The organism is Companilactobacillus nodensis DSM 19682 = JCM 14932 = NBRC 107160, from assembly GCF_000615905.1.
GTDB lineage: Bacteria > Bacillota > Bacilli > Lactobacillales > Lactobacillaceae > Companilactobacillus > Companilactobacillus nodensis.
This window is the reverse complement of record NZ_BAMN01000019.1, coordinates 22,798-42,728: the sequence shown is the minus strand read 5'-3', so window position 1 is coordinate 42,728 and position 19,931 is coordinate 22,798. Positions and strand designations below refer to the sequence as shown.

The following is a 19,931-nucleotide window of genomic DNA, read 5'->3' as shown; positions in this document are numbered from 1 at the left end:
AAGGTCCATACTATCAAGGTCAATAATCCTGATGGTACTGAAACTACTTGGGATATTCCTGCTGGTAATTATGGCGACAAACCTAAATCTATTACTAATGATAAAGATGATGTTTACGGATACGTAACCCCTGTACTTAACGTCGTATATGGTCAAGACGGTACTCCAGTTATAACTGATCAATTTGGTAATGTCCTTGATAAGGATAATCCAGTAGCTGCATATACTGGTAAACCTAACGATGCACAAAAGCTATCAATCACAAACCCTGATGGTTCAAAAGACCCTATCACTTTGGACATCCCTGCCGGACACTATGGTGATACTCCTAAGACAATCACGGCTCCAGCAATACCTGGTTACAATTCACCATCTATTATTGTTACTTATGGTGCTGACGGAACTCCTACTATAACTTATGCTAATGATCCAACTAAGGAAGTTAAGTTAACTGACGTTCTTTCATACACAAGAAGATCATCAGGTAGCTCAAATACTGTCAAGCCTGTAACTCCTGACGAAGGCGTAATTGAACACAAGGTTCAAACAATTGCCACTTATTCTGACAAGCCAGACGTTGAGATTTATCAACTTGGTTCTGACAATAAGATGTCAATGGTCACAAACCGTATGTTGAAGCATCAAACTAACTGGTACAGCGATGCTACTATCACTGTCGATGGAGTTGGCTACTACCGTGTTGCTACAAATGAATGGGCTAAGGTTAGCCAAGCTTATCCATATCAAGCACTCAACTTACACATTAGAACTTATGACGATTCTGACAAGGCTCTATACAAGGCTGAAGATGTCGTCATCAGCAATGAGACACTTGCTCCAAGCAGCAGCTGGATCACTGATCGTGAAACTTACGTTATCAACAATACTAAGTACTATCGTGTTGCCACAAACAAGTTTGTTAGTGCCGATGATGTCTATGTTTACTCACCAGTAAACATGGTCGTTACAACTCACGCTAACACATACACAACTGTCTACACTGCCAAAGGTGCTGCAGTAACCAACAGATCATTGATGAATGATAGCAGTTGGAAAGTTGATAGTATTACATATATCAACGGTGATAAGTATTATCGTGTTGCTACAAATGAATTTGTCAAAGCTAGCGATGTTGATGTTAATAATATGATTTAATCGATTAAGCGCCATACAATTTAAATATTGTATGGCACTTTTTTTGTTGCTAAATTTCACATGTCAGTCGGAGGTACAGAAATATTTATCAGCCGTGAAAAAGGACGAGCTTGGAGATTTGCGGGTCCATGCAAAGCTCCAAGTCGAGGCTCGAGACCTTGGCTCGAGCCGGTCCACGGCAGATGAATATTTCTGCACCGGAGATTCTAAAACAAAAAAGGCTTGATTCCGCTAAAAAGCAGAACCAAACCTTTTTAAAATCTATAAACGCACAACACCGACACCAACTAATCCAGGACCAGTGTGAACCCCAAGTGCAGGTCCAACCTGTCCGAAGAATTGCTTAGTACCGTGAATTCCGTTATCAGCTAATAGTTTGACCATCCGTTGACCCATTTCTTCATCAGCACCATGGCCGACTGCCAACAAATAATCCTTGTGATCACCAATGAAATCTTTGGCAAGATCAAGCATTAATCGCTGACCCTTTTTCATACCACGTGCCTTAGCAGCCGTAGTATAGATGCCTTCGCTATTGCATGTAATGATCGGTGCCAATTTTAACATGCTACCGACCACTGACGTTACGAGACCGATACGACCACCGGCACGCAAGTATTCAAGCGTTGGAATACAGAAGTAAACCACCGTATTCTTGACCATCTTATCAACACCAGCAACAACTTCTGAATAGCTCTTGCCAGCATCGATCAAGTCCTTGGCACCAACGGCAATAAGTCCCGCCGCCACAGCAACTTGCTTCGTATCAAATGTTGTATAAGTAAATCTGTCATCGTCTTCTAGTAATACTTTTAAGAAGTTATAAGTACCACTCAAACCGGATGAAACTGAGATCGACACGATGTGATCATATCCATCTGCAGCAATTTCATCCAATGTCTGATTGATACACTCACCTGAAGGTAGGGACGTCTTAGGAATCTCCTTTTCTAGTCCGTCATAAACCTCAACCGCCGTAATATCTCTTCTATCTAAATACGTTTTGTCTTTATAAATAATTTGTAATGGTAATTCATAGATTCCTGACTTCTTAAGGTACTCCTCAGGGATATCACAGCAGGAATCAACCAATATAGCAATACGTTCTGTCATTTCTCTTTACTCTTTTCTTTCGAGCCGTCACTATCACTTAGCATCAATATCTTCTTTGTCACCCACTTGGATGCAAATGACATTGTTACCATCTCAACCATCAGGTACGCTGAAGAATCATTGCCTTCAGACAACTTCTGATCTTCAGTCCGATGATTGATCAATTTCAAAGCTGTCTCTTGCTTGGCACAGAAGAAGTCAAAGGCATTATCGATCCCGCCGTTGAGCTTCGTCATGAGTTCAATGCCCTCTTCGATCTCGCTGATCGAGACAACTTGCTTCAAAAAAGTAATAGCAATTAAATACGCCAAATGTTCTCTGGTATATCTCTTTTTAATCGGATGTGGTAGAAGTCCGTTCTTAACATAATTGTTGACCATTGATGTAGTAACGATTGGCCCGTCATCTAACCAAATGGGACCTAAGTACTTATCTATCAATGTCAACAACTGATCTCGATACAAATCCAATTCTGGCAGATCAGACCAGCGTGGTAACTTGAATTCCTCTAAATTATCTAACCATTCTTGCAATTCATCCATTAAAAAGCACCTCTTTATAATTACTAATATAATTTATCATAATAATTAATACTATTCAATCTAGTTTTTAAAACTAGATAAAAATAATAATAAAAAAAAGCCGAATCACTTCGACTTTCTTTTGCGTATTGCTTCATTGATTTTTTTCGTACCGACAATGTCTGAGAGATACATGATCAACCAAACTATCGCATACATGATAACCACCGTGAAAATAAAATCTAACTTGTGATTGATAATCTGCCATCCCGCTGTAAACATCATTAACCCAACAATGATTATTGTAATAACCATATGAATTAACAGTCTTATCGGAAAATTAAACCAGTCCGTTTCAAATATCATCGAGACAATTCCAATCAGACCGCTGAAGAAGAATAGAGATATGATTCCACGTACGGTGGCTGTTATTCCGCCTTGAAACAGGCCTATGAGGAGGAAACTGAACGATCCCAACAAAACACCAATCAAAAAATATCTCATAGCTTTAAATAATTTATTCATGTCTTTACCTCACATCCCCAACTGTCTTTTTAGCTCGGTCAAATATTTTCGACTGACACTAAACTTCAGATCATCTGTCAAAAAGGCCGTCATATTGCCCGAAAAAGCTGTTTCCAATGAGTCCAGATGATTCAAATTAATGACAGTATTCTTAGATATCTGGACAAAGTTACCGTCATTGATTCGCTCAACCATTTTCTTCAACTGACCACGTAGACGATAAACATTCTCATGTGTATAGATCGTTAATTCATTTTCAAAAACCTCAATAGCAATGATTTGGTCGATTTGAACCATAACCACCCGATCATCAACAGAAAGTGGAACAACAGAAAACTTGGAATTCAGTTCTTCTAACTTCTTCATTAGTTCTTGAACCTCATTAGAAAAATTGGCTGCTTTAACGGTGACATCAATCTCATTTTTAGGAATTTTATCGTCTTGATTAAAATTTATTTTCATCCCACATTCTCCTAAACAACTTGCAACTAGACTCGGCTAATAACTAATCTCCGACTGATGCTCGAAATTAGCAATACGCAGATACTGATAACTACTGCAAAGCCAATAATTATCAACATGTCCTGTTGAAAAGTAAGTGTACCATGCAATTGAATACTTATCCCCATAATTTTTTTGAATTCAGTTAATACTGACGCTGGCAAATCTTTGAAAGACTTATGTAATTGCGAATTCATCAGAATATTGCGATACATCGCCGTATTGTATGGTGCTGGCGTGTACTTCATAATTCTCTGCATCGTGGTCGGCAATACTCCAATCGGCATGTATACCCCGGCGAAGAATCCTGAAGCTGTACCAATGATCGTTGATATTTTACCTAGAGTATCAACTTTTCTGACAAACGATAGGATTAATAAATTAAAGATTGTCCACATAAAACTACTTAAAATTGCAATTCCAAGTATTTGTGGGAAAAGACTCAGATCAAAAGTACTGTTATCCACAATCAAAAAATACGTTCCCATAATAAAATACATAATTAATTGCATGACTACTCCGATGATCACTGAGGTAATCAGATATGAGCATTGAATCCCGATGTAACTAATATCAGTCAAACTGAGATCTGCCAAAACTTTACTTTCTCTATCCTTCACCATTAAGCTCAAACTACTCAATGTCGTAGTGATTGCAGTAATCGTCATAGTTCCGCCAATTAACCATGGATCTAGAAGTAACCTGGCATCAGGAACTTTTCCCCAACTACTTATCATGTTTTGACTTAAAAAAGCTAGGTATAGGATAAAAGAAATCATGGCACCCATCAATGAGAAAAAGATTCCACTTCTATCATTGAAGTACATTTTTAAATTGCGATAAACTAATCCATTCATATTAGCGAATCTCCTTTCCAGTTAAGTTCATAAAGACATCATTCATTGTTCCCGGACGATATGCGAAGTCGGATATGACTTGAGAATTTTTAGATAGTATTTGTATTGCCTGATTTTTATCGCTGACAGTAATATTTTTTGGTTCACCATTTTGATAATATAGAGTCAAAATATTTTTCGTATATTTCTTTTGAAGCTGATCAACCGTATCTTCAGCAATTATTTTGCCTTGATCAATAATGTAAACATAATCTGCATTTTGAGTTTCTTCCAAATAATGCGTTGTAAGAATAACCGTCAATCCCATGTTGTGCCGCAACTCATCAAGCACATTCCAAATTGCGGTTCTAGTTTGAATATCTAAGCCAGTCGATGGTTCATCTAGAAATAATAGTTCTGGACTATTGATCAATGCTCTCGCAATATCAACCCGACGCTTCTGCCCACCGGATAGACTTCCATATTTTTGTTTCCAGATACTTTCCAATCCAAACTTATTAATTAATGGTTGAATCTGAGTTGGCTTATTGTACATTCTGGCTCTGGCCATAATGTTGTCCTTGACCGACAAATTATCGTCCAAAACACTATTCTGAAAAACAACCCCAATTTTGTTCTTATATTCACAATTGTTGCTGGTTCTGCCATCAAAATCAATTCGACCGTCAGTTGGTTGAATAACTCCCGTCAGCATATTGATCGTGGTAGATTTTCCAGCTCCGTTGGGTCCCAGTAATGCGACGAAGTCACCTTTGTTGATCGTCAGATTGATACTATTAACAGCTATTTTATTTTGAAATTTTTTGGTTAATGAGGTTGCTTGCAGTAGTTTCATAATGGTCATCTCCATTTGCTTTATGAACATTATTTTATGCAGAAAATTTTATTTGTATCCAGTTATGCAACAAGTGGTAAGTATTTGATGTTTAGTGGTTAATTTTGGGTAATAAAAAATCTTCCTAGATTTCTCTGGGAAGATTTTTATTGCTTATTTAAATATTCCATCATTTTATCAACATCAGTAAAAGTCGGCGTATCATCAGGGATTATTCCTAAAGCTTTGTCCTTTGCGATTTCCATTGCCATACGGGTAACCTCATTTGGAACTAATTCTTCATTCAACTTATCACCACTTTCTTTTTGTATGCTTACAAATATAATTCATTACTCCAATATTTTGCCTAAATTAATCTCAAAGCTATCAGTGTTCTTAATCAACGGATTGTGGAACCAGCCGACTCCTTCATTGACCACTTCACCAATAACTAATGCCCGAATACCACGGGTAATAGTCAGTTTAGTCTCATCATCCGTAACGAACTCTTCAATAAATTTGTACATAATATATTTCAATCTCAAAACTGCTTCACCAATACTTTTATCATCGGAAGTTTCTGATGTTTTCAAGGCCAGCAACGACAATGACAAATTTTTGAGCCCATATGCACGCATGACTTTTGCAGTTTGAATCAAGCCTTCTTTACCCGAATAACCGATACATTTAGTTTTGATTTCATCGTCTAGATTATCGAAGCACTTCTTAGTTAGAGCCAGATTTAGAGCGTCACGATTCTTGAAGTAGAAATACAACGCTTGAGTTTTACAATCTAACTTCTGGGCAAGATTCTTAAAGGTCGCAGAATCGGAATTTCCATCATTAATTATTTCTATTGCCGTTTGAATAATTTTTTCTTCTGACAGGTCACGTTTTTGAGCCACTTATAATTGCCTCCATATATTGCTTTCTTTACATTTTACAACTTGTAAATTATAATTACCAATTGTAAGTAGGAGATGTAAATATGACATATTTAGCCTTAGTTATAATTGGATTTGTAATTGGTGTTTTTGTTCTTTCAACTGGTGGCGGCGGTGCAGCCTTCTATCTAGGAGTACTGACAAGTGTCTTCCATTTGAGTGCTCCAGTTGCAGCCGCAACTTCACTATTAACAGCTTTTCCATCACTAGTCGTCGGTGCCTACGGACACTACCGTGCCGGAAATATTCGCTTCAAAGTCGGTAACAGAATGCTGATATCGGCGGTACCCGCTGTTGCCGTTGGTGCATTGCTTGCTCCATATATACCAATCAAAGTCTACACTTGGATTGTTGCACTAATCCTAGTTATTTTGGGACTTCAAATTCTGATGCGTCTCTTTTTTCCCAGTAAATCATCCACAAAGAAATCTACTAATGAATCTTTAAAAGCGTCGTTATTTGGAATTATCAGTGGACTAATGGTTGGTGTGGCAGGCTTAAGCGGTGGTGGTCCCATTTTAGCCGGACTATTATTACTTAACCTCGATATGGTCCGTGCCGCCGCGACATCTTCATACGTCTTAGCTGGAACTACTTGTGTCGGATTATTATTCCATCTCTCAGGCGGCAATGTGAATTGGTCGATCGGTATCAGCTTGATGATTGGTGCAATTCTGGGTGCTATTTTGGCTCCTAGATTATTGGCCAAGGTTGATCCCATCAAGTTCAACAAAATCGTTAGACCTGTTATCGGTGTACTTTTGGTTATCATGGGTACACGTATGGTTATTTAAATTCTGAAATTTGACCAAAAAAAATAACCGCTGATTAAGACTTTTAGCAGAAGTCGCGGTTATTTTTCGCACTTTTAGCTACCGCCTAGGCGGACGATTCTTCAAGCAGACCAGTGAGGTCTGCTTTTTTATTACACCGAAAGTATAACAAGATTATATTCACATATCAATTTTAAGACATCAAAAAAGAGTTGAGATTTCTCCCAACTCTTAACTAATTAATCTTCTGTAATTAAATCACGTTCATGCCAACCAAAGATAACGATCAACACAGCACCGACAACAGTCAATCCTGCGATCATAGCAATGTTATTAGCAGCTTTTGAACCACCTAGGTACAAATCACCTACAATAACAACTAATAGTGTAGCAAGGATTCCTGTCCATTGTAGACGTGTGAATGCTGAGCCAGTTTGACTACGTTCTTCACGACGAGTGACATATGGCATGATGGCACCAAGTCCAATCAATACAATGATAGCAACGAAGTTAATAATCAATTCGTACCACCATGTACTTGATCCAGTAGCGACATCTTGAGGTGCAATACCAAAAATTGTTGCAACGGCTGTGATAATCAAGCACCACCAACCAACTGACAAGGCAATTTTATCGTTCTTAATGTAGACATATTCAGAAGGATATTTTTGGCTATCCATACGAATTTTAATGAAAGCGAAGAAGATCCAGCAAGTAACACCTGGTGAAATGATTCCATTAAGGTTCAGTAGCCAATTGAAAATATCGTTCATACTTGGAAGGAAAATACCTAGTAACATAATGAAGGCACTCAATCCACAAGTTAATAGATAACCATTAACTGGTAATCCTGACTTGTTTCTTTTACGAAGAACCTTAGGCATATATTTAGCACCTGTATCAGAGATCAACATTCTAGTCATAGCGTCTAGCAATACGGCTAGTAAAGCAGCTAAGTAGAATACTTCAGTCCAGGCAAAGATATACATAAGAGTATTTCCCATATGGAATTGTTCACCTAAAGCTTGGAAAGCATAGTATGAACCGTTCATCTTCAAATCATTTGGTAAATGATAAGCATCGAAGAAGACACCAAGTGAGAATGAACCGAAGATAGTAAGGAAGGCCGTCATAACGGCTAACATAATCATAGCCTTAGGAAATTCACTCTTTGGCTTACGCATTTTAGTAATAAATGGAGCAATCAATTCAGCACCATTCATTGCATAAATCAATAGACCCAAAGTAGTTAAATAATGCAAGTCAAATTTTGGAACAATGGTATGAACATTCATTGGTTGAGTAGCAATGTGACCACCCATACCCAGTGCGGCAAATGTCATGATTACGAATAACACTGTCATTCCAAACATGGCAACCCCACCGATAGTACTCAAAAATTCAAGTGAGTGCTTGAATCTAGATTGAACAAAAATGAAGACAACGAACGTTATAACGGTCCAAAATGCGAACCAACCGTTAGACATCGTATTCTGTAATTTACCATTTCCGTACCATGCCCAACCTAATCCAACAACGATTGAATTAGCTGTATCGACAACGTAAGGAATTGATGCAGCCCAGTATGTCCAAGCTGTAAAGTAACCTAGAAATTCGCCACTAGTTCCACGAACCCAAGATGTCAGTCCACCACCCTCATGATTGAAGACTGATCCTAACTGTCCAACCATAAGTGAATATGGAATGACATATAAAAATAGCATAATAACCCAGGAAGTGATAACTCCCATACCTTGTTTTGAAAATTATAAGTCAAATCATCAAAACCAATTACCGTAACAAAACTCATCAACGCCAGTACTGGCCAGCTAATGAAGCTTTTTTTCGGCTCTAAAGTTTCCATAAAAATCCCCCGAAAATATTTTTATCGTTTAGTAAACATTTGCAATTAAATATTTTACAACTTTTTGAACCACTTTATGTGTGAAAACGTTTTTTAATATAAAAAAATTCAAAATTGATTGGCGCCCAATTTTGAATTTTGGATTAGTTTGTTTATTTAAATGTATATGAAGTTTTATATCTGATAATTGCTTTTGCATTGTTAGTAATTGAAATTCTGAAATTTGACCAAAAAAATAACCGCTGAGTAAGACTTTAGCGAGTCGCGGCTATTTTTGCATTTCTTGCTACCGCCCAAGCGGACGATGTTTCAGGCAGACCAGTGAGATCTGCCTTTTTTATTACACCGAAAGTATAACAACTTTCTTTTTTATTATCAATTGATATGATGCTGGCGAGTTTGGTGCCTTACTATGGCAATAACTCGATAAGCAATATCTTCACCAACAAGCGTAATAGCTGAGCCTAATAGAATTACAACGATTCCTACAATTGTTCGACTAGTGATGGCTTCACCTAAGATCAGCAGCGACAAGACCGGAGCCAAAGCTGGCTTGATCAAGAATATAAGTGACGCTTGAACGATTCCAACCTCTTCCATTGAGATGAAGTACAAACCAAAAGCTACACCAGTGACCAATACGGAAATGTAAAGTATCAATGGTAATGTTTGTAACGTCAAACCTTTGAAGAATGGAATATTAACGAACTCACTGTAGTGTGCTGGTAAATTTTGGGCCATCGGTGTGTGACTTAATAGCATCAACACACCCAATTCTAGTGATCCAAACAAGAATGAGAAACAGGTCATCGATAGACCATTGATTCCGATCTTATGTCCATTGATCCGCGACATGACTCCGTAAACACCGAAGATGATCGATGCAAGAAGTCCAAGTACGATTCCCATTGGATTCTTTAAATTAAACGGATTAATAATAATTAATAAACCGACAAGTGTCAGCACTAAGGCGAAGACATTTGTTCGGGAAAGCTTCTCATGTAAAAAGATAAATCCAATGATCAATCCGAAAATTGGATTTGCACTCAAAATAATGGCAATGACAGAAGCTTCTGTCACCTGAATCGACAATTGGTATAGTGTCATGCTGACAACTACGATGACAAAACCAGTCAGAGCACAACGACCCCAATCGTATAAGGACATCTTAACGCCATTCTTCTTAAGGTGAAGAATCGCAAACGGCAATAATGCCAATCCACCGATTAAAAATCTGATAAAGTTCAATTCAACTGGATTGAATTGACCACCGGCAATCTTCAAAGCAATTTCCATCGAACTGAATAAAAACATCGGTATTATTATGTATAGAAAACCTTTTAACTTCAAAACGCTTGTTTCATCCCCTAATTGTAAAGTAACAATACTAGTTTACTCTTCTTGGCATGGTATTTTCGACCCGATTTATGAAAACGTTCTACAAAAATATTAATTATTTATTTTTTAGTAAGATCGCTTTAATACCTGAGATCAAGAATACTGGTATAGCTGGAATAAATATCACCATTAGATATACACTGTCACTCAATCTGGCAGTTCCCATAACTTCATTGAAGAACGGCGAGATCGTCACAAACAATGAGCTCAGTGCCGAGAATGTTACCGCCATAATCAACTTAGGATTACTGAACGGATTGCGGTGAAACAATGTCTTAGAACTTCTAGCATCAAAGACGTTCCACAATTGTCCAAAGACTAATGTCAAGAATGCCACTGTCTGTGCCTCCTCAACTTGCATACCACTTCTTGCAGCCAAAATGAAGGCAATGAAAACTACCACACCCATGGTAATTCCTCGAACAATGATTCGACTCATCATTCCATCAGCCAAAATCGACTTATGCGTATCACGTGGTGGTTCATTCATAATGTCTGATTCTGGCACATCATAACCCAGTGCAAACGATGGTAAGGCGTCACTGATCATATTCACCCACAATACCATTAAAGCCGTCAATGTCGGCGTATTACTGCTGACATTACCAATATCATGTGTGATCAATAGCAGACCAAACATCAATGACAATATTTCTGCCACATTAGTCGTTAATTCATGACGCATAAAATTCTTGATGTTAGTAAAAATCGTTCGACCGGCTTCAACTGAATGTTCTATCGTTGTGAACTTGTCATCTAACAAAATCAAATCAGCCGAGTCCTTCGTTACATCAGTTCCGTTGATTCCCATCGCCACACCAATATCAGCAGCACGCAGTGCTGGAGCATCGTTGACGCCATCACCCGTCATTGCCACTACTTCATCGTGGCGTTGTAATTGATTAACGATACGTTGTTTGTGTTCAGGTGATACTCGTGCATAAACTCTGATGTTCTCGACTTGATCAAATAATTCATCATCAGACATTCTATCGATCTGCTTGCCTTCCATAACTTGTGTACCATTATTAGAAATAATGCCTAACTTAGCAGCGATTGCTTGAGCAGTCTTGGCATGGTCGCCCGTGATCATTACCACATTTATATCGGCGTTATGCAGTGTCTCAACCGACTGCCTAACTTCCTCACGAGGTGGATCGATGATGCCAGCTAATCCTAGCAACGAAATATTATTCTCTAATTCCTCCATTGCAGCGTTCATAGCTTCATCTTCAGAAATAATCCTTTCACCAACCGCCAAAGTTCTTAAAGCTTCGTTAGCAAACTTATCAATTTTTTCTTCGAATGCCTTTTTATCAGTATCCGCATCTGCCTTGTTAAGCAAGACATCCGGCGCACCTTTAGTCAGCACTTTGAACTCATCTCCAGCTTTGACCACAACACTCATCATTTTTCGAGTACTGTCAAATGGGAAAATCCTCAAAATATCATAGTCAATCTCAGATTTCTTATTTAATAATTCATGACGATCTAAGTCGTTCTTTAGACCCAAGACAACTAGTGCTACATCCGTTGGATTACCGAACGGAACGTAATTACCATTTTCATTTTTGGATACATTAGATTCGTTGTTTAGAATACTTGCAACGATAAATTGCCTCGCTGATTCTACTTGGCCATTAGGAGTGATCTCCCTAATGGGTCATAGCCGCGGCCCTCAACCTCGAACTCAATTCCATTCGCAAAAAACCTTGTCACGGTCATTTCATTCTTAGTTAATGTTCCTGTCTTGTCTGAAGCAATAAAAGTGGTTGAACCAAGTGTTTCAACGCTGTTCAAAGATTTGATCAAACCTTTGCTCTTCGTCAAAACAGTGGCACCAATCGTTAGTACGATCGACAATACTGCCGGCAAAGCATCAGGTATTGCGGCAACCGCGAGTGCGATTGCTGTCGAAAGAATCGCTGCAAAACTAGTGAATGAGAATGTTCCAGTTGTTAGCCACGTCTTAAGTGAACCCGCCACAAGAGTGAATAACACCACACAACCAGCAACGTACATCAACTTGCGTGTCAATTCGTTAACTGTTTTTTCGATCGGCGTTTTTGAATCTGGAGTGTCCTTTAACAATCCAGCAATCTTACCTAGTTCAGTTTCCATTCCAGTTGCCACAACAACGGCATAACCATTACCATTCGTTACCGTGGAGCCTGAGTAACCCATATTCTTACGGTCACCCAAATCAGTTTCTTCAGGTAAAATCTCAACTGCTTTGCTGATGGGTTCTGATTCACCAGTCAAATGTGCTTCCAAAACTTGCAATTCTGACGTTTTAAACCAACGAACGTCAGCTTCAATGAAGTCACCCATTTTAACCCCGATAATATCTCCGGGTACCAACAGATTGACTGAGATTTTTTCCCAGTTGTTGTCGCGCAATACCGATACTTGATGGTCATTCATTTTCTTGAGACTATCAAGTGACTTTCTGGCACTAGCAGTCTGCCAAACGGACAGACCACTGTTGATCAGAATCAAAATCATAATCGCAATGGCTTCGTAGAAGGATGACATCGCATGTTTGACATCCCCACTACTAGTTAAGTCATAGATTCCACTTACCAAAGATAACAAAACCGCTAGCAACAAAATTATTACTAGTGGCTCTTTGAAACTGTGAATAAATATTTTCCAAATCGGCGTGGGTGGATCTTGTTGCATCTCATTTCGACCGTACTTCTCAAGCCGAGCTTGAACTTCTTTTTTAGTTAATCCTTCGTGACGGCTAGTATTTAGTTCTTTCAGCACATCATCTTTGCTTTGATTGTAAAACATCTCCACGCCTCCTTTAATTTGGCATATTCATTTAATTGGCTATTAGTGTCTTCTTATAGTTTAACAAATATTTTTATGATATACGAGATAAATCGCATCATTTAGAAAAATATTATCCAGATATTGACTAAAAGTACAAAATCCTTCCTATGTATATATCAACGCAAAAAAACACGAGTCGAAATTTCGACTCGTGTTTGCTTTATTTTGTAAATCCAGCTTTTGTACTGTAGCCTTTTCCAGCTGTTAAATCATATTGGATCAACTTGTAATCTGACAATAATTTTTTTTGATTGTTACTTAGATCTTTGTAATCTACTTGTTTACCAGTCTTCTTATTAACGTAGAGACTTTCAGAATTACCAACTGTACTCTTCGCCATCGCTGGTGCATCTTCTTGAATCTTAGTTAACATAGCGTAGAATGGTGTAACCTTTTGTCCCATTTGTTTGTATGCCAAAGCAATGAATCCGTTCGGGTCAGTTATCTTAGTGCTACTATTTAATTTCTTTGTAGCCTTGTCATGCTCGACAGCATATTTATTACTGTAAACAAAATATTCTGTCTCATGTTGAACAACATTGTATTTCTCCATACTGTTGCCATCATAAATACCAGGTAAATGGTCACCATACCAAACAACTGTAATGGGCTTATTTATTTTATCAAGGTTTTCTAGGAAGGCCTTAGTTGAAGCATCTGTCAAATTCAAACCTTTAGAGAAGTTAGCGACTTGTTTGGCATTCTTACCAGTACCGCTACCACTAGCTTTGAACTCATTATCCTTGTACTTATTAGTGTATGGCATATGATTTTGCATCGTGACCAAACTAATGAATTGACCATCTTTGACATTATTAACTTGCCACAAGGCGTCGTTATACGCTGCTTCATCACCGATATACTGTCCGCCATCTGCAGGTTGAGTATACTGCAATGCTAAGTTGCCACTTGTATCAATATTTCTAAACGTTTGGAATCCAAACTTCTTATAAACACTGGCACGACTATAGAAATTACCAATATAAGGGTGAATAGCAGCCTTCGTGTTGAATTGATTAGTGATATTTTCAGGATTACTTTGTTTTTGAACTAACTGTACATATGGTGATTGCAATGACTTAGAGAACTGGTTAAATGCCAAACCTGTGAAAGTCATGTATTCCATATTGGCGGTTCCCCCACCGTATCCAGAACTGAGCATCAGACCAGAAGTATTGTCTTTCATGGTTTGACGGATATTAGGAATCGCATCTTGATTGATTTTGACATTCGGAACCCGACTCGGATCAGCGAAACTTTCGCTCAAAACAAAGATCAATGTTTGCTTATTAACATTGCTGTTCGGACGATCTTGATTAATGTCTGAAGCAACATTCTTGTATTTCTTAACAATTGAATCAATCTTAGCCTCACTGTATCCTTCAGGTTGATCCATGACATTGACGCGAACATTAGTTAAAAATGTGATCAATGGACCATTGCTGTTGGTTTCCCAAATCAAGTTGGCAGTGAAATCTGAACGTCCAGCCTTCGCCAAAACTTTGTTAGTCAGTGATCCTTCATCATTAGCTGAGTAAAAACTACCCAGACTCAGCACTGCTAATAGAATAAAAATCACACGGGCTGGCCACTTCATACGGAGCAACGACTTACCAAACTTTCTCTCTAAGAAAATACAAATGGCGATACCGATTAACAGAGCTACAACGATTTCTAGGACAAGTTTCAAACTGACCATAGTTAATAATTCTTTGATATTACTCAAGAACATCAAGTCACTTGGCAAAACTGGTTCAGTTCGATACATGACTTTCAGTCGATTGGCGACAGCGTATATAAGGAAGAAAACATAAAACACCGCCGTTGAATAAAAGAATCGATTGATGATTCCGTACAATCCCATATAAATCAAGAACAATATCGTCGCTGTTACGAGATACATTCCTGGATACGTCTGTGTAATGGTAGAAAACGCAAATTGTACTCCACCGATTTGTGAGTACTCCAAAACAAATCCCATCAGTAATGCCGACAAGATTATGAAAACAACTTGTAATGCGTAAATTTTGTTAAATCTTTTCATTATTTAATAACACCTTATTATTTCGTAATTAACACTTCTATATACTAACCTAATTTATTTAAAAATGGGAATTAAAATCGATTATTAATAGTCTGAAAGTAGTTCTGACAAACAAAAATCAATCAATTTATCATTAAATTCACGCTACAGTTAAAAAACAACGAGCGTATAATTAAAATTAAGAGCAAATATTCGGTTAGAAAGAGGTCACTATGGATGACAAAATCATGATAATCAAAAACCATTTATCCGAGGTCATTGACCCTGATATGGAACTTGATATTATCAATCTTGGTCTAATCTACGATATTGAATTAAACCAAGATATCTGCAATATCAAAATGACTATGCCGACGCGTAGCTGTCAATTTGGCGAATCAATTACGCAAAACGTAATCAAAGCTGTCGAAAAAATTGATTTTGTCAGTAAGTGTAACCTTGAAATGGTTTGGACACCAGTTTGGACCAAAGAACGTATGTCAAAAATTGCCCGGATGACTCTGGGAGTATAAAAGAAGCCAACTCTAAAATAGAGTTGGCTTTTAATATCCAATCAAATCATTTTTTCCATCACATTGAATATAGTCAAAGATATCATTCTTATCAAAAATCGGGACGTCATTCATTGCTTCCTGAGTCATGACGGCATTTGCTACTGCAAATTGTAGCATGCTGTCATAATCCCAGTGCTCTATCAAGCCTGTAATTATCCCACTGGCAAAGGCATCTCTACCGCCGATTCGATCCAAGACATCAACTTCTCGAGGCTTAGAACGATACAACTCTCCTTCATGATATATAAAACCTTCAAAACACTTTTTAGAATCTTTCTGACCCAGGTTACTGCCAGCAAAGTATTCAATGTCAAAGTCATCCATGAAATGTTTGAATATATGTTGCGCTCCAATATCAGGATAATCCAACAAATCAGTCAAATCACGAATACTGCCAAACGCCACATCAACATATGGCAGTATTTCCTCGTAACGCTCTTTCATCACAGAATGACTCGTATCCTCATTCAAGCCTATTCGATAATTAAAATCAAAACAAACTGTTTTTCTCATTCTTTGAGCCATTTCTGCCAATTTTAGAGCAGCCGTTCTAGTCTTATTAGTCAGACTGAGAGTGATTCCACAAATATGAACATAATCTACATCTTCAAGCATTGCTTCAAAATCATATTCATCTGCTCCGCCTGACAAAAAGAACTTGTTAATCGATCTTGATAAATAACACGCTCAGGTCGCGATCCATATCCGAGTTCCACAAAAAAGCTGCCAAGATGATTTCCAGAATACTCGACACATTCATCTGATATTCCCAGTTTTCTAAGGTCTGCGGCGACTTTCTTACCCAAGCTGTTATCTGGAACTTGCGTTAATATCTTAGTCTGATAACCCAAGTGGGACAAACTACCTAGCAAATTAACTCCTGTACCAACCGTACTCATTCTCACAGTGTCGCTTTGCTCCAGTAACATATGCTCCGGAACAGTTAATCTAAGCATAACTTCACCAAAGGACAATATTTTCATAATCCAACCTCTTAAAACTTTTTAATAACTTCATATAACTTAGCAACATCTTCAGGACGCGTATTCCCTGTTGACTTATCGATTATCGAACTATAGACGTGGGGAATAATGTGCTTTACGCCAGCCTTAAAGGCAATCGAGACAACTTCTTCAAAATTATCCAAATCTATCCCACCAGTTGGCTCAATATCAAAATCATTGTTGGCACAGGCTTCAGCGACAGCTTTGAATTCTTCAACATGAGCCAATCCGTTCATCGGATAATATTTGATCGACGAACCACCCATGTCTTTTAGCATAGCAATGGCTGTTTCAATTGGAACTTCAGCTGAAGTAATTTGGCTACTCAATGGACCGGTAGCTATGTTAACTGTTCCAATATTACCAGTAGGTGAGACCAAACCGTTGATAACTGTTTCAGCTTGACCTAACAATGCTCGACTGGCACCAACACCAGTAAAGACTTGGTTGATATGTTGTGGCTGAATTTCTTTAGAGACTCTCGCAACCATGTCACTTTGATTAGGATCGCCTGCACCAAGACCAATTGAAACGGCGTTATGAACTTGTGCTTTATAGGCTAGCATATCTTCAATAGCTTCAATATCACTAGAATAATTTTTCGTTAAAACTCCCAGAACAACATGACCTTCGGCGGCAGCAAAACAGTCTTTAGCATTTTGAACTGAATTAGCCAGAACATTCAAACAAATTCCGTTATCCAAATAATTAGGTTTGAGATTCATCTAAATACCCCCAATTGTATACACGTTACCATTGACAATACTGTATTTGGGCAATACCAATGTATCAGTTGTTCTAACATCACCATTAGAGTCGGTCAATTCCTTGCGACCCTTTTTAATATCAAAAATAGTAATGTCGGCATCATAACCTTCTTCTAATCGGCCCTTACTATTGAGATTAAAGTTCTTAGCTGGACGAGTCGTGATCATAGGAATGACTTCTGACAATCTATAACCAATGACTAATAACTTTTCGATACACGTCGACATATCATAAACTGGTCCATCTTCACGATTGGAATGGGAAATATCAGTGCTCAAAGTCTCGGGTGATAGCTTATAGTCTTTGGCAACTTCAGCGGTATGGAAACTAAAGCTCTCCGTTCCATGACCAACATCAAAAATTATTCCGTGCTCATATCCATCCTGTACAAAATCTCTAATGTCATCATTCTCATCCAAAATTCCGTTCTTCTTACCATTAAAACAATGCGTTAAAATATCTCCACGTTCCATAACGGCAATGACCTCAGCCAACTCGGGTGGATTCGAACCTACGTGAACCATCAATGGTAATTGCTTTTTCAACTTCATCTGAATATATTTAGCTTCGACCAGAGGATTGATACCATTATTGATAACAACAGAATGGCTCATTCTGGCTTTGATTCCCACAATAAAATCTGGATAATTATCTACGGCAGTTTGTACATCGGACAAACTTATCTGACTCATATCCTCTAATTCATTTTTAGTTGTGATTCCATTGCTAGAAACATTGATCATTGCGTATACGTTGGTTTTTTTATCGCGGGTAACGTCATAAAAATCTCCAATATTATTGGCACCAGTAGAACCAGCATCGATGACGGTTGTAACGCCCGTCTTATACCCAGCTTCGTCCGGGTCATCAGAATAGAGATCAAATTTTTCATAGCAATGTGTATGATCATCGATCCAACCTGCAGTGACGAATGACTTTTTTTCGAGATCGATTGTCTTTTCAGCAACTACATCTGCCAGTTCTTCCCCGACACGTTCTATTTTTCCGTTTTTAATCAAGAGTTCAATTGGTTCAGAATGCTCGTTCAACCCATTTTTTATATATAAATCAGCCATTCAAATCGCCTCCAATTTAAATTTGGCCCACGGTGTCACATAATCCAGCAGGAACAGTTCCTTCTCTGAGATTTTTGCGACCAAATTCTTCCGCGGATCACTGTGTGGTTCTAACACAATTTGTAATTCATTTTTATATTTACCAAACTCATCATTACCAATAACAATGTCACCACGTCTGAAGTCATGCACTCCACTACTTTGAGGATTATCACTTGGGCCATACTTTTGTCGAACCTCGGTGGAACGTATAACCAAGTCAGTAATATCCCCTCGTCTTACATGCTGATCGTCGAATAATATTTCGCGTTCAACCTCATCGATATCAGATGATAATTTAACATTGAAAGCTAGTTGATAGCGATCCATCCTGCCTAACTCTTCTAATTCTTCATCCGAAGCGTATGCATTACCAATGATCACGCAATCGATTAATCCAGTCGCAAACAAATGCTTTGCTTGTATGATTACCGGTAAATCACGATGCATCTCTAAGGTTGGCAAGCCATCGTTAATATCCCAGGGACCAAGTTTCCCAGTTTGTGAAGTTACAAACGCTGCTGTCTCAATATTTTGCTCTCTAAAACGTTTGGAACAAGAATTGAAAAAGTCCAATGGTAAACCCGTTCCACGCTGGGGATAAAAATTATGGCACCCCCAAATGAATGGTCGATTAGCTGAGAAAGATAGAATATTATTTAAATAATCCACATCATTACTCATGTTGAGTTCAATATTCAATCGTTCAGGATTATAAGAGATCATTGCCTCTGTCTTACCGTCAAAACCCGTATCCAAACGAATCGTATCCGCTTCTAACTGCTTAAAAAAGCTCAGATCGTAATATGAAATTCCCAGCTGATCGAAAATATCAGGTGCAACATCTAACGTAACGGTGTACCCGAGCATCTTTGCATACGAAATTAAATCATGGTACTTTGCCATAACTTTTTCTTGGCCGTCACTAACTTCTAACATGCTCATGAAAACCCGACTAAATCCTTGTAACGCTGCTTTAGCTAAATATTCTTTGTCAACTTCTACTTCACTATGATCAGGATATACTGAAACGCCCAAAGTTCGTTTTGCCATACCTCCGTACCGCCTTTCAAGTCTGTAAATACTCTTTAGTATTTGTTCGAAATGATAACTGATATATAGATCGTAGCTAATATTATCGGA

Annotated in this window: 18 protein-coding genes and 2 pseudogenes; 3 read left to right on the top strand and 17 right to left on the bottom strand. The window is 38.1% G+C overall.

Features of this window, described 5'->3' with window-relative positions:
- Positions 1 to 1,155: SLAP domain-containing protein (locus tag JCM14932_RS11195; RefSeq protein ID WP_025024926.1), on the top strand; the 1,155-nt coding region annotated here is incomplete at its 5' end.
- Positions 1,156 to 1,416: 261 nt separating this feature from the next.
- On the opposite strand, the gene JCM14932_RS11190 is transcribed toward JCM14932_RS11195, so the two are convergent.
- From JCM14932_RS11190 to JCM14932_RS11155, 8 genes are all read right to left on the bottom strand, one after another.
- A complete protein-coding gene (locus tag JCM14932_RS11190; protein ID WP_025024925.1) occupies positions 1,417 to 2,268 on the bottom strand; it encodes a DegV family protein in 852 nt (283 codons plus the stop codon).
- On the bottom strand, positions 2,265 to 2,810 hold the full coding sequence (locus JCM14932_RS11185; protein WP_025024924.1) for a DUF1836 domain-containing protein: 546 nt from the start codon (positions 2,808 to 2,810) through the stop codon (positions 2,265 to 2,267). The genes JCM14932_RS11190 and JCM14932_RS11185 overlap by 4 nt, the downstream gene beginning before the upstream one ends.
- 105 nt (positions 2,811 to 2,915) lie before the next feature.
- On the bottom strand, positions 2,916 to 3,293 hold the full coding sequence (locus tag JCM14932_RS11180; protein ID WP_034543308.1) for a DUF3021 family protein: 378 nt from the start codon (positions 3,291 to 3,293) through the stop codon (positions 2,916 to 2,918).
- Positions 3,294 to 3,323: 30 nt separating this feature from the next.
- Positions 3,324 to 3,776 (bottom strand): LytTR family DNA-binding domain-containing protein, encoded by a 453-nt coding sequence (locus JCM14932_RS11175; protein ID WP_025024922.1) that lies wholly within the window; start codon positions 3,774 to 3,776, stop codon positions 3,324 to 3,326.
- A gap of 26 nt (positions 3,777 to 3,802) precedes the next feature.
- A complete protein-coding gene (locus JCM14932_RS11170; RefSeq protein WP_025024921.1) occupies positions 3,803 to 4,672 on the bottom strand; it encodes an ABC transporter permease in 870 nt (289 codons plus the stop codon).
- 1 nt (position 4,673) lies between these two features.
- Positions 4,674 to 5,507 (bottom strand): ABC transporter ATP-binding protein, encoded by an 834-nt coding sequence (locus JCM14932_RS11165; RefSeq protein ID WP_025024920.1) that lies wholly within the window; start codon positions 5,505 to 5,507, stop codon positions 4,674 to 4,676.
- Positions 5,508 to 5,653: 146 nt separating this feature from the next.
- On the bottom strand, positions 5,654 to 5,794 hold the full coding sequence (locus tag JCM14932_RS16620; protein ID WP_155832122.1) for a hypothetical protein: 141 nt from the start codon (positions 5,792 to 5,794) through the stop codon (positions 5,654 to 5,656).
- Between the two features lie 42 nt (positions 5,795 to 5,836).
- Positions 5,837 to 6,391, bottom strand: a complete 555-nt coding sequence (locus tag JCM14932_RS11155; protein WP_025024919.1) for a TetR/AcrR family transcriptional regulator — start codon at positions 6,389 to 6,391, stop codon at positions 5,837 to 5,839.
- Between the two features lie 83 nt (positions 6,392 to 6,474).
- Here JCM14932_RS11155 and JCM14932_RS11150 point away from each other — a divergent pair, with 83 nt between their 5' ends.
- Positions 6,475 to 7,224, top strand: a complete 750-nt coding sequence (locus tag JCM14932_RS11150; RefSeq protein WP_025024918.1) for a sulfite exporter TauE/SafE family protein — start codon at positions 6,475 to 6,477, stop codon at positions 7,222 to 7,224.
- A gap of 218 nt (positions 7,225 to 7,442) precedes the next feature.
- Here JCM14932_RS11150 and JCM14932_RS15420 read toward each other — a convergent pair.
- The 4 genes and pseudogenes from JCM14932_RS15420 to JCM14932_RS11130 all read right to left on the bottom strand — a co-directional run bounded on the left by JCM14932_RS15420 (position 7,443) and on the right by JCM14932_RS11130 (position 15,347).
- Positions 7,443 to 9,067, bottom strand: a pseudogene (locus tag JCM14932_RS15420) (APC family permease).
- Between the two features lie 375 nt (positions 9,068 to 9,442).
- Complete coding sequence (locus JCM14932_RS11140; protein WP_025024917.1) at positions 9,443 to 10,417, bottom strand: DMT family transporter; 975 nt, start codon at positions 10,415 to 10,417, stop codon at positions 9,443 to 9,445.
- A 103-nt stretch (positions 10,418 to 10,520) separates the two neighbouring features.
- Positions 10,521 to 13,261, bottom strand: a pseudogene (locus JCM14932_RS15415) (cation-translocating P-type ATPase).
- A gap of 202 nt (positions 13,262 to 13,463) precedes the next feature.
- Entirely contained in the window at positions 13,464 to 15,347 is a 1,884-nt protein-coding gene (locus JCM14932_RS11130; protein WP_025024916.1) for an LTA synthase family protein, read from the bottom strand.
- A 212-nt stretch (positions 15,348 to 15,559) separates the two neighbouring features.
- Between JCM14932_RS11130 and JCM14932_RS11125 the strand changes: the two genes are divergently transcribed.
- The gene (locus JCM14932_RS11125; protein ID WP_025024915.1) at positions 15,560 to 15,859 is read left to right on the top strand and encodes a metal-sulfur cluster assembly factor; all 300 of its coding nucleotides are present in this window, start codon (positions 15,560 to 15,562) and stop codon (positions 15,857 to 15,859) included.
- Positions 15,860 to 15,889: 30 nt separating this feature from the next.
- On the opposite strand, the gene JCM14932_RS17265 is transcribed toward JCM14932_RS11125, so the two are convergent.
- From JCM14932_RS17265 to JCM14932_RS11105, 5 genes are read right to left on the bottom strand one after another with little or no spacing between them, the layout of a single operon-like run.
- The gene (locus JCM14932_RS17265; RefSeq protein ID WP_235700596.1) at positions 15,890 to 16,516 is read right to left on the bottom strand and encodes a carbohydrate kinase family protein; all 627 of its coding nucleotides are present in this window, start codon (positions 16,514 to 16,516) and stop codon (positions 15,890 to 15,892) included.
- Positions 16,501 to 16,884 (bottom strand): carbohydrate kinase family protein, encoded by a 384-nt coding sequence (locus JCM14932_RS17260; protein WP_235700595.1) that lies wholly within the window; start codon positions 16,882 to 16,884, stop codon positions 16,501 to 16,503. Before JCM14932_RS17260 ends, JCM14932_RS17265 begins: the two co-directional genes overlap by 16 nt.
- Before the next feature lie 11 nt (positions 16,885 to 16,895).
- Entirely contained in the window at positions 16,896 to 17,630 is a 735-nt protein-coding gene (gene dagF, locus JCM14932_RS11115; protein WP_025024914.1) for a 2-dehydro-3-deoxy-phosphogluconate aldolase, read from the bottom strand.
- On the bottom strand, positions 17,631 to 18,749 hold the full coding sequence (locus JCM14932_RS11110) for an amidohydrolase/deacetylase family metallohydrolase (RefSeq protein ID WP_025024913.1): 1,119 nt from the start codon (positions 18,747 to 18,749) through the stop codon (positions 17,631 to 17,633).
- On the bottom strand, positions 18,750 to 19,841 hold the full coding sequence (locus JCM14932_RS11105; RefSeq protein WP_025024912.1) for a DUF871 domain-containing protein: 1,092 nt from the start codon (positions 19,839 to 19,841) through the stop codon (positions 18,750 to 18,752).
- Positions 19,842 to 19,931 lie beyond the last annotated feature (90 nt).